Origin of the sequence: Pseudomonas mendocina, from assembly GCF_003008615.1 — a bacterium.
GTDB classification, from domain to species: Bacteria; Pseudomonadota; Gammaproteobacteria; order Pseudomonadales; family Pseudomonadaceae; genus Aquipseudomonas; species Aquipseudomonas mendocina_C.
The window spans coordinates 4,286,512-4,300,285 of the sequence record NZ_CP027657.1 but is presented as its reverse complement, the minus strand read 5'-3'; the positions used below and the strand labels follow the sequence as shown (position 1 = coordinate 4,300,285).

Here is a 13,774-nt window from a genome sequence, read left to right as displayed (position 1 = left end):
GGTAACTCTCGCTCCTGTGGGAGGCGCTTCAGCGGCGAGCTTCTCGAGAACCGCCCCACTTTCGCGGGGCGGCTCCGAGGCTCAACCAGCGCTGGCGCCGTTTTGCTTCTCACGCTCGGCCATGCGCTGTTCCAGCTTGGCCAGCTCGGCGTCCAGCGACTTGAGTTGCGCCTGCTTGTCGGCGTCCTTGAGCGTGGCGTTGTTGGCCACTTCAGTGCGTTTCTTGAACAGTTCGAGCTGACGGATCGGCAGCAACTGATCGTTGTCGGACTGCTTGAACTGACCCCATTGCAGGCCTTCGAGCACCTTCTTCTCTTCTGGCTTGGCGCCGTAGCTCATGAAGAAGTCGCGCAGCTTGTCGCGGGTTTCCTGCGGCAGGTTCTTGCGCCAGACGATGGGGTCGGACGGAATCAGCGGCGAAGTCCAGATCACCTTGAGCTGTGCGGCCTTGTCCGGCGCGGTGACTTCCAGGCGCTCCATGCCCTCGCTGTTGAAGGTACCGACGTCGACCTGCTTGTTGGCCACCGACAGCGCGTTGACTTCATGGCTGCCGTTGAGCGAACGCTTGAAGATCTTGCCGGCATCGACGTTGTTCTGGGCGAACACGTAGTAGCCGGGCACCAGGTAACCGGAAGTGGAGTTCGGGTCACCGTTGGCGAAGGTCAGCGACTTGGCGTTCTTGAGCATGTCCTCGACCGAGTCGATCGGGCTGTCCTTGTGCGCTACCAGCAGGCTGTAGTAACCCTGCGCACCATTGGCCGCCACGGTCTGGGCGAAGATCTCACCACCAGCGCGATCCACTGCTTCCATTGCCGACTTGTTGCCGTACCAGGCCACATCGACCTTGTCGAAACGCATGCCCTGGATGATTCCGGCATAGTCCGGGGCGAAGAAGGCGTTGATCTTCACGCCGGTCTGCTTGCTCATGTCAGCGAGGAAGGGATCCCACATGGCCTTGAGGTTCTGCGAGGACTCGGTGGAAATGATGCCGAAGTTGAGTTCCTCGGTCGCATGAACCGAGCCCAGCAGGGAACCGGTGACGAGCGCAGAGGCAGCCAGCACCTGGCCGATGCGTTTGAACATGGAGCACACTCCTGTTGCGGGTTGGCGTTAGGGTTCGAATCTGAGGGACGTCAGGCCTTGGCCAGCGTCAGCGGACGCTCTACAGCCCGTGGGCGCTGCCCTTGCGGCAGCAGCAGGCTGATATCGAGATCGCCGCCGTAGAGGTCATTGAGGAAATCGGGGTTGAAGCCTTCGGTCGGGCCGTCGAAGTGAATGCGCCCGTTCTTGAGCGCCACAGCGCGCTGGCAATAGCGCACCGCGTAATCGACTTGATGCAGGGTCACCACCACCGTCTTGCCGTCGCGGCGGTTGATGTCGGCGAGAATCTCCATCACCTTGCGCGCCGACTCCGGGTCGAGCGAGGCGATCGGTTCGTCAGCGAGAATCACCTCGGCCTGCTGGCACAGCGCACGGGCGATGGCGACGCGCTGTTGCTGTCCGCCGGAAAGAGTCGAGGCACGTTGCGCAGCGAACTCGGCTAGTCCGACCCGCTCCAGCGCCTGCATGGCACGCTGTTTCTCTTCGACGCTGAACAGGCTGAAACTGCCGCGCCAGCGCGGCATGCGGCCCAGGCCACCGAGCAGCACGTTCTGCAGCACGCTTAGGCGGCCAACCAGGTTGAACTGCTGGAAGATGTAACCAATGTCGGCACGCTGCCGACGCACATCGCCATTCAAGCGGCCATCAGCCTGCACCTGACGCCCCAGTACCTCGATGCTGCCCGCGTCACCGCGTGCCAGACCTGCCAGATGCCGCAGCAACGTCGACTTGCCCGAGCCCGAAGCACCGATCAGCGCGACCATCTCGCCCGATTGCACCGACAGCGCCAGGTCGAACAGCGCCTGTTTACGGCCGAAGCTCTTGTTCAGTCGGTCGACTCGAATCGCTGCGCTCATATGCTGGCCCTCTACTATCATCAATGAACAGAGGGCAGCTCGACCGCCTTCTGGTGTAGACCAAGGTAGGCAGATCCTGTGTCAGAGCTGTGAAATGGTCGTTACGTTTGAGTGACTATCACTTGAATCTTTTGTGTGTAGTGGCGTCGAAACGGAGGGCTTAATGCTGAGTACTGCGCATTTCTGACAGCCGGTGCTGGCATAAAGCCTTTACCTGAAGCACAATGTGCCACGTATTTGGCGTCAAGGAACTGTTCAGATGACCCCAGGGTCATAACGACGCAGAACGCGATACCGGTTGAACGGCTAGTGCGAAAGACGGTCAAACCGGTGACAATCTTGAAACTGACTACCAGTATCGCTCCCTGAACTAACCGGTAATGTAAGCGCCCTATGAAACAGGCTATCTATTCCAGCCGCACGGCTGACAAATTCGTTGTTCGCTTGCCCGATGGCATGCGTGAGCGTATCGCTGATGTAGCACGCAACCATCACCGCAGCATGAATTCGGAAATCATCGCCCGCCTGGAGCAAAGCATGCTTCAGGAAGGCGCTCTGGATGACGATCTCAACATTCGCCTCGACAGCCCCGAGCTGAGTCTGCACGAACGCGAATTGCTGCAACGCTTTCGTCAGCTTTCACGCCGCCAGCAAAACGCGCTGGTTGCACTGATCGCTCACGACGTGGAAATGGCCGCCGAAGAGGCCTGAGGCGAGCCCTAAAGACAAGACCGGCCCCTGGCCGGTCTTTTCGTTGGCTGCATCAGGAGGCGACGTCCACCGCCGGCGCCATGGACAGCAGTGCCTTCAGGTGCCGCGTTTCATGTACGGGTGAGCGCCCGAACAGGCGCTTGAACTCGCGACTGAACTGCGACGGGCTCTCGTAACCCACCCACTGGGAAGCACTGAGCGCACTGGCGCCCTCCCGAATCATCAGCAGCCGTGCTTGGTGCAATCGCACGGCCTTGAGGTACTGCAACGGCGATGACGAGGTCACCGCCTTGAAGTGCACATGAAAGGCCGGCACGCTCATGCTGGCCATATCGGCCAGGGTCGGCACATCCAGATCTGCCTGGTAATCGCCGTGAATGCGCTGCAGCACACGGGCGATTCGCCCGAAGTGTCCGCCCTGAGCCAGACTTGCACGTAGCCCTGCCCCCTGCTCTCCCACCAGAACCCGAAAGACGATCTCGCGCATGATCGACGGCCCAAGCAAGCGCGCCTCCTCCGGCGAACTCAACGCCTCCAGCAGACGCCAGGTCGCATCCGCCAGCTTGGCGTCCACCGCTGTCGAGCAGAGCGGCTCCAACTCCGAGGGCAGCGAGCCAACCGACTCGTCCAACCCCATCGCCAACTCGGCCACCACGGGCTGGTCGATACGCAAGGCCAAGCCCAGCATGGGCTCCTGCTCGCTCGCCTCGGTCTCGATGGTGAACGGCAATGGCACCGATAGCACCAGATAATGCTGGGCGTCATACACGTACAGCTTGCCGCCATGCAGCCCCGTCTTTCGCCCCTGAATGACGATCACGATACTCGGCTCGTACAAAGCCGGGGTGCTGGGTAGCGCCCGATTGCTGCGCATGAAAGTCACGCCATCGAGACCGGATCGGGTATAGCCCTCCTCTGGCGCCAGGCGCTTCAACAATTCAACCATGCGCCGATGCGACGCTTCGGGAATCACACTCATCGTCGTCAATCATCCAGAACCCGATAGAGCCCACATTCTAGGACTCATTCAATAGAAACAGGCAATATCGAAAGAGTAACCAGACTTAGCGAACACCCCTGCTCCGCCTAGCATGGACTCGTCCCCAAGACATCCAAGCAGGAGTTCATATGAGCAAAGTCATACTCATCACCGGAGCCAGCAGCGGCATCGGGGAAGCCATTGCCATTCACCTGGCGAAACAGGGCCACAAGGTCGTGCTCGGCGCACGCCGCACCGAGCGCCTACAAAAGCTGACCGAAGAACTTCAGGCCGAAGGCCTCAGTGCAGCCTTCCGTGAACTGGACGTGACTCGTCTGGACGACATGCAGGCCTTCGTCGCCTTCGCCGAGGATCGCTACGGCCCGGCCGACGTGATCATCAACAACGCAGGTGTGATGCCCCTGTCACCGCTCAACGCGCTGAAAGTGGATGAGTGGAACCGCATGATCGACGTCAACATACGCGGCGTGCTGCATGGCATCGCGGCCGTTCTGCCAGGCATGGAAAGCCGTGGACGCGGCCAGGTGATCAATATTGCCTCCATCGGCGCTCATGCGGTGTCGCCCACCGCAGCGGTGTACTGCGCGACCAAATACGCCGTGTGGGCGATTTCCGAGGGACTGCGCCAGGAAAACGAGCGCATCCGCGTCACCACTGTCTGCCCGGGCGTGGTCGAGTCGGAACTTGCCGACAGCATCTCCGACACCAGTGCTCGCGAGGCGATGAAAGCCTTCCGCCGCGTTGCCATCACGCCTGATGCCATCGCCAGGGCCGTCGCCTATGCCATTGAGCAGCCTGATGACGTCGACGTCAGCGAGCTGATCGTGCGCCCAACCGCCAGCCCGTATTGATGGAGACCACCATGTCAGCGAAGACCACTGTTGCAGCGCTGCTGATCAGCGGCCTGCTGTCGCCAGAGATGGCCATGGCAAAAACGAAGAACCCACATCCCTACGTTGGGATGTGGATAACGGACGATGGTCACGTCCGCCATGAGCTACTTGCCAATGGGCGCTACGACGAGGCCCGTGGGAATAGGGAAAGTGCCTACCAAGGCAGCTACCGCCTCACCGGCAACCATATCGACTATGTCGATGACACGGGCTTCACCGCCGACGGTGAATTCATCGACGACGTGCTCTACCACGGCGGCATGGTGCTGCGCCGACAAAACCGCACCACTGACGAACAATGACGCCCCATCAGCCGAGGAAAAAGCCTATGAACATGCACAGAGTCGCCGCTGCGCTGCTGCTCAGCGCCTCGATCTGCCTACCAAGCTGGGCGAGTGACGGCACCGAAGCCAATTCAGCCCTGATCCAGAAGGCCTTCGATGACTGGCGCGCCGGCCAGGGCGGTATCTTTCAGTTGCTCGCCGACGATGCCGTCTGGGTCGTAGCCGGCAACAGCCCGGTCTCGGGAACCTACCGCACGCGCGAAGCCTTCATGGAGGATGCGGTCAAGCCCATTACCGACAAACTGGCGACCCCCATCGTGCCCACCGTTCGCCAGATCGTGGCACAGGGGCCCCATGTCGCCGTGTTTTGGGATGGCCAGGCGACTGCCAAGGACGGCAGCCGCTACGAGAACAGTTATTCCTGGCACATGCAGCTGGAGAACGGCCGGATCACACGCGTCACGGCCTTTCTCGATACCTGGCGCCTGGTCGAACTGATGAACTGACCCGACTTACAGCAGGAAGATCGACGCCAAGCCCAGGAAGATGAAGAAGCCACCGCTGTCGGTCATCGCGGTGATCATCACGCTGGCCCCCATGGCCGGGTCACGCCCCAGGCGCGCCAGGGTCATGGGGATCAACACCCCCATCAGTGCTGCCAGCAACAGGTTGAGCGTCATTGCCGCGGTCATCACCACGCCCAGCGACCAGCTGTCGTACAGGTAATAGGCCACCCCACCAATCACGCCACCCCAGAGGATGCCGTTGATCAGGGAAACACCCAGCTCCTTGCGCACCAGCCGCGCGGTGTTACCGGTACTGACCTGATCCAGCGCCATGGCGCGCACAATCATGGTGATGGTCTGGTTACCCGAGTTGCCACCGATGCCCGCAACGATGGGCATCAGCGCCGCCAGCGCCACCAGCTTCTCGATCGAGCCCTCGAACAGGCCGATCACACGCGACGCCAGGAAAGCAGTCACCAGGTTGATCGCCAACCAGGCCCAACGGTTGCGAACCGACTTCCACACCGAGGCGAAGATATCTTCCTCCTCGCGCAGACCCGCCATGTTCAGCACTTCGCTTTCGCTTTCTTCACGGATCAGGTCGACCATCTCGTCGATGGTCAGACGGCCGATCAGCTTGCCGTTCTTGTCCACCACCGGAGCGGAAATCAGGTCGTAACGCTCGAAAGCCTGGGCAGCATCGTAGCCGTCCTCATCCGGGTGGAAGCTCACCGGATCATCAGCCATGACCTCGCCGACTTGCTTCTCGGGGTCGTTGACCAGCAGGCGCTTGATCGGCAGCACGCCCTTGAGCACGCCGTCGTAGTCGACCACGAACAGCTTGTCGGTATGGCCTGGCAGCTCTTTCAGCCGACGCAGATACCGCAGCACTACTTCCAGGCTGACGTCTTCACGGATGGTGACCATCTCGAAGTCCATCAGCGCACCGACCTGATCCTCTTCGTACGACAGCACCGAACGCACACGCTCGCGCTGCTGCGCATCGAGCGATTCCATCAGCTCGTGGACGACGTCACGTGGCAACTCAGGGGCTAGGTCAGCAAGTTCGTCGGCATCCAGATCCTTGGCAGCCGCAAGAATCTCGTGATCGTCCATGTCGGCGATCAGCGTTTCACGCACCGAGTCGGAAACTTCCAGCAGGATGTCGCCGTCACGCTCGGCCTTGACCAACTGCCAAACGGTCAGACGCTCATCGAGCGGCAAGGCTTCGAGGATGTGGGCGATATCAGCGGGGTGCAGGTCTTCGAGCTTGCGCTGCAGCTCGGCGAGGTTCTGCCGGTGAACCAGGTTCTCGACCCGGTCATGATGCTGGCCTTCCTGACGATGGGTCAGGTCTTCGACCAGCTTGTGCCGATGCAGCAGTTCGACCACCTGGGCCAGGCGATCCTGCAGGCTCTCTTGCGGCTTTTTGGTTTCTACTTCAGTCATAGCGCGCTCCACCCCCAGTTGGCGGGCACGCCAAAGGGGATCAATCAGGTCTTACACGATTGTGCGATGGGAGTATTGAGTAACTACTGGGTAAGTCCATGGTGGTATTCCACAAGCCCCGGCGGGGCTGACGCGGCGAATGATAACACCGCAAAACAGCTTTGTACGTGACAAAAGCGTGGCAAGAACAATTGCTTGCGTCGCAAACTTCAATCTCGCATTAAACCTTGGCTATGCGACGCCAGCTATCGACGCCAGGACACCCTGGCGAGCGCGAAAAAACGGTCTAACCTGAACCCTGCAACGTCATGGAGGACGATTCATGCAAGGACGGCACTTCGCAGCGCTATTCGCCGCTGCGCTTCTCTACCCTATTCAAGACAGCTCGGCCGCCAGCGTGTTCCGCTGCGTGGACGCAGACGGCCATATCACCTTCACCCGCCATGGTTGCAACAGCGAGCAGGAACAACACCTGCAGGATGCACGCAATCACAGCCCCAGTAGCGGGAAAGCCATTCCCCTGGCCGACACCAGCCGCCGCACGAGTGGCACAACGACTAATCCTGGCGAACTGGTGATCGTCGGCCAGCAGGAAGACGGCTGCGGTAACCTGCTGACCAGCAGCGAGAGACGCCAGGCAATCATCCGCAAGGAAATCCGCCGCGGCATGAGCCGTGCCGATGTGGAAAGCAGCCTGGGCAAGCCGGACAGAGTCACGGCAAGCAACGGTCAGCAGCGCTATCACTACCGCGAAAAGCGCAAAGGCGGCAGCAGTCGCCAAGTCAGCTTCGACGAAGCCGGCTGCGTGAAAGGCAAATGACGGGCAAATAAAAAGGGCCTGCATCGCTGCAGGCCCTTTCGGTATGGCGGACTCAGGAGGATTCGAACCTCCGACCGCTCGGTTCGTAGCCGAGTACTCTATCCAGCTGAGCTATGAGTCCGTTTGGCGTTTTTAGACCAGATCACCGCTGGTTGCAACATCATGACCTTGCATTGCTGCAGTGCCACTCGATATGGCGGACTCAGGAGGATTCGAACCTCCGACCGCTCGGTTCGTAGCCGAGTACTCTATCCAGCTGAGCTATGAGTCCGTTTGGCGCTTTTAGACCAGATCACCACTGGTTGAAACAAAATGGCTTGCAGCGATGCAAGCCATTCAATATGGCGGACTCAGGAGGATTCGAACCTCCGACCGCTCGGTTCGTAGCCGAGTACTCTATCCAGCTGAGCTATGAGTCCGGTCGGTGCTTTTATACCAGATCACCTCTGGTTGATTCGCCAGCTCGGCTTTCGCCCAACTCGCTGAATAATGGCGGAGAAGGGGGGATTCGAACCCCCGACACCCTTTTGAGGTGTACTCCCTTAGCAGGGGAGCGCCTTCGGCCACTCGGCCACCTCTCCGCAACACGGGGCGCATGATAAACATGTTTTCCCCGTTTGCAAACCAAAATTTCGAGAAAAATTAGTGGCTTGGTTCGTCACCCTTCTCTTTCTGGATGCGCTGGTAGATTTCCTCACGGTGCACGGCAACCTCCTTGGGCGCGTTAACGCCAATGCGCACCTGATTACCTTTAACGCCCAACACGGTGACAGTCACATCATCACCGACCATCAGGGTCTCTCCGACCCGGCGAGTCAGAATCAGCATTCCTTTCTCCTCACGGATTACATTTCAGGACAACAGTCTGCAAAAAAGAAAATGGCGATGACCTACAGCGAAATCAAGCAGCGCTGAAAGCCTCACCCAAGTATTGACCAGCCAGCGTAGAAAGAAAGTCCCCGCGTGCCGATCAAAAAGACGAAAGGCGCGGAACCAGCCGCGCCTTTCGGGATAAGGGTATCACTCGCCCTGTCGGGACGGAGCATCGAGCTCGAAAGCAGTATGCAGAGCGCGAACCGCCAACTCCAGATACTTCTCTTCGATGACCACCGACACCTTGATTTCCGAAGTGGAGATCATCTGGATATTGATGCCCTCTTTGGCCAGCGCTTCGAACATGCGACTGGCAACGCCAGCATGCGAACGCATGCCGACGCCGACGATGGAGACCTTGGCGATGTTGGTGTCACCCACCACCTCACGCGCGCCCAGCTCGTCTGCGGTTTTCTGCAGCACGCCCAGGGCGTTGTTGTAGTCGTTGCGGTGCACGGTGAAGGTGAAGTCGGTGGTGTTATCGTGCGCCACGTTCTGCACGATCATGTCGACTTCGATATTGGCGGCACTGATCGGGCCGAGAATCTTGAAGGCGATGCCTGGGATATCCGGCACCCCACGGATGGTCAGCTTGGCTTCGTCGCGGTTGAAAGCGATGCCGGAAATGATCGGCTGTTCCATGGATTCCTCTTCATCAAGGGTAATGAGGGTGCCCGGCCCCTCCTGGAAGCTGTGCAGAACGCGCAGCGGGACGTTGTACTTGCCGGCGAACTCCACCGAGCGAATCTGCAGCACCTTGGAACCGAGGCTGGCCATTTCCAGCATCTCTTCGAAGGTGATCTTTTCCAGGCGCTGAGCCTTGGGCACAACGCGCGGATCGGTGGTGTAGACGCCATCGACATCGGTATAGATCTGGCACTCGTCGGCTTTCAGCGCCGCCGCCAGGGCTACGCCCGTGGTATCGGAGCCGCCACGACCGAGGGTGGTGATGCTGCCGTGCTCATCGACGCCCTGGAAACCGGCGACGACAACGACACGACCGGCCTTGAGCTCAGCGCGAATCTTCTGGTCATCGATCTGCAGAATGCGCGCCTTGTTATGCGCGCTATCGGTGAGGATGCGCACCTGGTTGCCGGTGTAAGACACCGCCGGCACGCCACGCTTGATCAGCGCCATGGCCAGCAGGGCAATGGTCACCTGCTCGCCGGTGGACACCATGACATCCAGCTCACGCGCAACCGGCTCGCCATCGGTGATCTGTTTGGCCAGATCGATCAGGCGGTTGGTCTCGCCGCTCATGGCGGAAACCACGACGACGATGTCGTCACCATTATCGCGGAACTTCTTCACCTTATCGGCCACCTGCGCAATGCGCTCGATGGTGCCGACGGAGGTGCCCCCAAACTTCTGTACGATCAAAGCCATTTCAAAAAGCCGCCTGATTCCTCGAAGGGCGCCCATTAAACCCGCATCGGGTCATACTGCCAAGGCCCGCCGGACGCACTGCGGACCCCGCTTTCTCGCTCGTTACGAAGCCTGCTCGACCAGGGTTGCGGCCAGCGCCAGCGCTTCATCCAGTTTGCTCGCGTCGACACCGCCACCCTGGGCCATGTCCGGGCGACCACCGCCCTTGCCACCCACGGCTGCCGCGGCCTGACGCATCAGGTCACCGGCCTTGACCTTGGCGGTCAGATCCTGGGTGACCCCGGCGACCAGCACCACCTTCTCGTCGAACACGCCGCCAAGCAGGATCACGGCGCTGCCCAGCTTGTTCTTCAGTTGGTCGACCAGCGCCAACAGCGCCTTGCCGTCCAGACCATCGAGACGCGTGGCCAGCACCTTGGTGCCCTTAACATCGATTGCGGAGCCAGCCAGATCGTTGCCTGCAGCGCTGGCGGCCTTGGCCTTGAGCTGCTCCAGCTCTTTTTCCAGCTGGCGGTTACGCTCGATCAGTGCCGAAAGCTTGTCCAGCACGTTGTCGCGGCTGCCCTTGACCAGCGAAGCGGCTTCCTTGAGCTGCTCCTCGGCACCGTTGAGCCAGGCCAACGCAGCGGCGCCGGTGACCGCTTCGATACGACGCACGCCAGCGGCAACGCCGCCCTCGCTGGTGATCTTGAACAGGCCGATGTCGCCGGTACGCGATACGTGGGTACCGCCGCACAGCTCGACGGAAAAGTCACCGCCCATGCTCAGCACACGCACATGATCGCCGTACTTCTCACCGAACAGCGCCATGGCACCCTTGGCCTTGGCGGTTTCGATGTCGGTTTCCTCGGTCTCGACCTCGGAGTTCTTGCGAATCTCGGCGTTGACGATGTCTTCCAGCTGCTTCAGTTGCTCGGGCTTGATCGCCTCGAAGTGGCTGAAGTCGAAGCGCAGGCGCTGACTGTCGACCAACGAGCCCTTCTGCTGCACGTGATCGCCCAGCACCTGGCGCAGCGCGGCATGCAGCAGGTGGGTCGCAGAGTGGTTCAGGGCAGTGGCCTGACGCACGCTGGCATCAGCCTCGGCCTTGACGCTGGCACCGACGTTCAGGCCGCCCTTGGCGACGACGCCATGGTGCAGGAAGGCGCCGCCAGCCTTGGTGGTGTCGCGCACATCGAAGCGCACGCCGGCCGCTTCCAGATAGCCGCAGTCGCCGATCTGGCCACCAGACTCGGCGTAGAACGGGGTCTGATCCAGCACCACCACGCCCTCCTCGCCTTCGGCGAGGCTGTCGACGGCGCTGCCAGCCTTGAACAGGGCAATCACCTTGCCTTCGCCACTGGTGCCTTGGTAGCCGAGGAAGCGGGTATCGCTGTCGACCTTGACCAGGGCGTTGTAATCCATGCCGAAGGCGCTGGCGGAACGGGCGCGTTCACGCTGCGCTTCCATTTCACGCTCGAAGCCGGCCTCGTCCACCGACAGCTCGCGCTCACGGGCGATGTCAGCGGTCAGATCGACCGGGAAACCATAGGTGTCATACAGCTTGAACACGACATCGCCAGGAATGACATCGCCTTTGAGCCCCAGCAGATCCTGCTCGAGAATCTTCAGGCCCTGCTCCAGGGTCTTGGCGAACTGCTCTTCCTCGGTCTTCAGCACGCGCTCGATGTGCGCTTGCTGCTGCTTGAGCTCAGGGAAGGCTTCGCCCATCTCGGCCACCAGGGCGGCGACGATCTGGTAGAAGAAGCTACCCTTGGCGCCCAGCTTGTTGCCGTGACGGCAGGCACGACGAATGATGCGGCGCAGCACATAGCCACGGCCTTCGTTGGACGGGGTGACGCCATCGGCAATCAGGAAGCTGCAAGAACGGATGTGGTCAGCCACCACTTTCAGCGAGGCTTCGCCAGCGTTGGCGCAGCCGATGGCCTTGGCGGAAGCGGCCAGCAGGTTCTGGAACAGATCGATCTCGTAGTTCGAGTTGACGTGCTGCAGAACGGCGCTGATGCGCTCCAGGCCCATGCCGGTGTCCACGCTCGGTGCCGGCAGCGGGTGCAGCACGCCGTCCGCAGTGCGGTTGAACTGCATGAACACGTTGTTCCAGATCTCGATGTAGCGGTCGCCATCCTCTTCAGGGCTGCCGGGTGGGCCGCCCCAGATGTGCTCGCCATGGTCGAAGAAGATCTCGGTGCATGGGCCGCACGGACCGGTATCGCCCATCGCCCAGAAGTTGTCCGACGCGTATGGCGCGCCCTTGTTGTCGCCGATGCGGATCATGCGCTCGGTGGGGATGCCGACTTCCTTCGTCCAGATGTCGTAGGCCTCGTCATCGGTGGCGTAGACGGTGACCCAGAGTTTTTCCTTGGGCAGGTTCAGCCACTTGTCGGAGGTCAAAAATTCCCAGGCGTAATGGATGGCATCACGCTTGAAATAGTCGCCGAAGCTGAAGTTGCCCAGCATTTCGAAGAAGGTGTGGTGACGCGCGGTGTAACCGACGTTTTCCAGGTCATTGTGCTTGCCGCCGGCACGTACGCACTTCTGGCTGGTGGTGGCGCGGGTATAGGCGCGCTTTTCCAGGCCCAGGAAGCAGTCCTTGAACTGGTTCATGCCTGCGTTGGTGAACAGCAGGGTTGGGTCGTTCGCCGGAATCAGCGAGCTGGAAGCGACACGGGTGTGCCCTTTTTCTTCGAAGAAGCTCAGGAAGGCTTCACGGATTTCTGCGCTTTTCATAGGGATATCCACGGAATCAGGCGGCCACGGCAAAAGCCGGCAAAGGGCCGCATTATATCGGGCCCACCGCGCGCGGCTAGTGCCTTGTTGATAGCAAGCGCCTATCGGGTGCTGCGGTTACGACTCAGAGCGGGCGAAAAACGGCAAAGGCCTCGATCACCCGCTCGATTTGCTCGGCGCTGACATCCAGATGAGTGACTAGACGCAAGCGTGGCGCGGCACTGACGGCGATGCCGTGTTCGGCCATGAAGGCCTTGATTTGCCCGGCACGCTCGCCGAGTTGCACATAGACCATATTGGTCTGCACCGGCTCGACGCTGTAGCCCAGCTCGCTCAGAGCTGCGCCTAGGCGTGCAGCATTGGCATGATCCTCGGCCAGGCGCTGAACCTGATGCTGCAGGGCATACAGCCCTGCCGCCGCCAGCACACCAGCCTGGCGCATGCCACCGCCGACCATCTTGCGCTGGCGGCGCGCCTTGCCGATCAGCGCAGCGCTGCCGCAGAGCACCGAGCCGACCGGTGCACCGAGGCCTTTGGACAGGCACACCGATACCGAATCGAAGTGCTGGGTGATCTCGCGCGCCCTCACACCAAGCTTGACCGCCGCGTTGTACAGGCGAGCGCCATCCAGGTGCAAGCTCAGGCCACGGCGAAGAGTGAGTTCGCGAGCAGCAGCCAGATACTCGAGCGGCAACACCTTGCCCTGCATGGTGTTTTCCAGGGCCAGCAGGCGGGTACGAGCGAAGTGGAAGTCGTCCTGCTTGATCGCCGCCTCGACCTTGGTCAGATCGAGCGAGCCGTCAACCTCACCGTCAATCGGCTGCGGCTGGATGGAACCGAGCACAGCCGCACCGCCGCCCTCGTACTTATAGGTATGCGCCTGCTGGCCGACGATGTACTCGTCACCCCGCTCGCAGTGCGCCATCAGCCCCAGCAGGTTGCTCATGGTGCCAGTAGGGACGAACAAGGCTGCCTCGAACCCCAGCTCCTTGGCCAGCCAGGTTTCCAAGCGATTGACGGTGGGGTCTTCGCCGTAGACATCGTCGCCCAGCTCGGCTGCCATCATGGCCTCGCGCATGGCAGCGGTGGGTTGGGTGACGGTGTCGCTACGCAGGTCGATCAGGGGCATGGCAGGCTTTCCCGGTTATTGGCGAAAAGCCCATGCTA

Annotated in this window: 13 protein-coding genes and 4 tRNA genes; 5 read left to right on the top strand and 12 right to left on the bottom strand. The window is 60.9% G+C overall.

Translation table 11 applies throughout. From position 1 onward, the window contains the following. Positions 1-81: 81 nt before the first annotated feature. Together phnD and phnC are read right to left on the bottom strand one after the other, a co-directional pair. On the bottom strand, positions 82-1,083 hold the full coding sequence (phnD, locus tag C7A17_RS20030) for a phosphonate ABC transporter substrate-binding protein (protein WP_106739669.1): 1,002 nt from the start codon (positions 1,081-1,083) through the stop codon (positions 82-84). Positions 1,084-1,133: 50 nt separating this feature from the next. Further along, positions 1,134-1,958, bottom strand: coding sequence for a phosphonate ABC transporter ATP-binding protein (phnC, locus tag C7A17_RS20025; RefSeq protein WP_106739668.1), 825 nt, complete (start codon positions 1,956-1,958; stop codon positions 1,134-1,136). A 393-nt stretch (positions 1,959-2,351) separates the two neighbouring features. On the opposite strand from phnC, the gene C7A17_RS20020 reads away from it, so the two are divergent. Next, positions 2,352-2,669, top strand: a complete 318-nt coding sequence (locus C7A17_RS20020; protein ID WP_106739667.1) for an Arc family DNA-binding protein — start codon at positions 2,352-2,354, stop codon at positions 2,667-2,669. A 52-nt stretch (positions 2,670-2,721) separates the two neighbouring features. On the opposite strand, the gene C7A17_RS20015 is transcribed toward C7A17_RS20020, so the two are convergent. Next, positions 2,722-3,615, bottom strand: coding sequence for an AraC family transcriptional regulator (locus tag C7A17_RS20015; protein WP_106743059.1), 894 nt, complete (start codon positions 3,613-3,615; stop codon positions 2,722-2,724). Between the two features lie 182 nt (positions 3,616-3,797). Here C7A17_RS20015 and C7A17_RS20010 point away from each other — a divergent pair, with 182 nt between their 5' ends. The 3 genes from C7A17_RS20010 to C7A17_RS20000 all read left to right on the top strand — a co-directional run bounded on the left by C7A17_RS20010 (position 3,798) and on the right by C7A17_RS20000 (position 5,352). Then, positions 3,798-4,520 (top strand): SDR family oxidoreductase, encoded by a 723-nt coding sequence (locus tag C7A17_RS20010; RefSeq protein ID WP_106739666.1) that lies wholly within the window; start codon positions 3,798-3,800, stop codon positions 4,518-4,520. A gap of 68 nt (positions 4,521-4,588) precedes the next feature. Continuing rightward, positions 4,589-4,864, top strand: a complete 276-nt coding sequence (locus C7A17_RS20005; protein ID WP_234035967.1) for an Atu4866 domain-containing protein — start codon at positions 4,589-4,591, stop codon at positions 4,862-4,864. Between the two features lie 26 nt (positions 4,865-4,890). Beyond that, entirely contained in the window at positions 4,891-5,352 is a 462-nt protein-coding gene (locus C7A17_RS20000; protein WP_106739664.1) for a nuclear transport factor 2 family protein, read from the top strand. Between the two features lie 6 nt (positions 5,353-5,358). Here C7A17_RS20000 and mgtE read toward each other — a convergent pair whose 3' ends face one another. Further along, on the bottom strand, positions 5,359-6,801 hold the full coding sequence (gene mgtE / locus C7A17_RS19995; RefSeq protein WP_106739663.1) for a magnesium transporter: 1,443 nt from the start codon (positions 6,799-6,801) through the stop codon (positions 5,359-5,361). Positions 6,802-7,123: 322 nt separating this feature from the next. On the opposite strand from mgtE, the gene C7A17_RS19990 reads away from it, so the two are divergent. Beyond that, a complete protein-coding gene (locus C7A17_RS19990; RefSeq protein WP_106739662.1) occupies positions 7,124-7,621 on the top strand; it encodes a DUF4124 domain-containing protein in 498 nt (165 codons plus the stop codon). Positions 7,622-7,665: 44 nt separating this feature from the next. Here C7A17_RS19990 and C7A17_RS19985 read toward each other — a convergent pair. The 8 genes from C7A17_RS19985 to ltaE form a co-directional block, all read right to left on the bottom strand. After that, positions 7,666-7,742, bottom strand: a tRNA-Arg gene (locus C7A17_RS19985). 73 nt (positions 7,743-7,815) lie between these two features. Continuing rightward, positions 7,816-7,892: transfer RNA gene (locus C7A17_RS19980), tRNA-Arg, on the bottom strand. Between the two features lie 71 nt (positions 7,893-7,963). Further along, positions 7,964-8,040 (bottom strand) — tRNA-Arg (locus tag C7A17_RS19975). A gap of 71 nt (positions 8,041-8,111) precedes the next feature. Further along, a tRNA-Ser gene (locus tag C7A17_RS19970) sits at positions 8,112-8,202 on the bottom strand. 61 nt (positions 8,203-8,263) lie between these two features. After that, complete coding sequence (gene csrA, locus C7A17_RS19965) at positions 8,264-8,449, bottom strand: carbon storage regulator CsrA (RefSeq protein ID WP_003244478.1); 186 nt, start codon at positions 8,447-8,449, stop codon at positions 8,264-8,266. 192 nt (positions 8,450-8,641) lie between these two features. Further along, entirely contained in the window at positions 8,642-9,880 is a 1,239-nt protein-coding gene (locus C7A17_RS19960) for an aspartate kinase (RefSeq protein WP_106739661.1), read from the bottom strand. A 102-nt stretch (positions 9,881-9,982) separates the two neighbouring features. After that, entirely contained in the window at positions 9,983-12,607 is a 2,625-nt protein-coding gene (gene alaS / locus C7A17_RS19955; RefSeq protein WP_106739660.1) for an alanine--tRNA ligase, read from the bottom strand. 124 nt (positions 12,608-12,731) lie between these two features. Beyond that, on the bottom strand, positions 12,732-13,736 hold the full coding sequence (ltaE, locus tag C7A17_RS19950) for a low-specificity L-threonine aldolase (RefSeq protein WP_106739659.1): 1,005 nt from the start codon (positions 13,734-13,736) through the stop codon (positions 12,732-12,734). Positions 13,737-13,774: the final 38 nt, after the last annotated feature.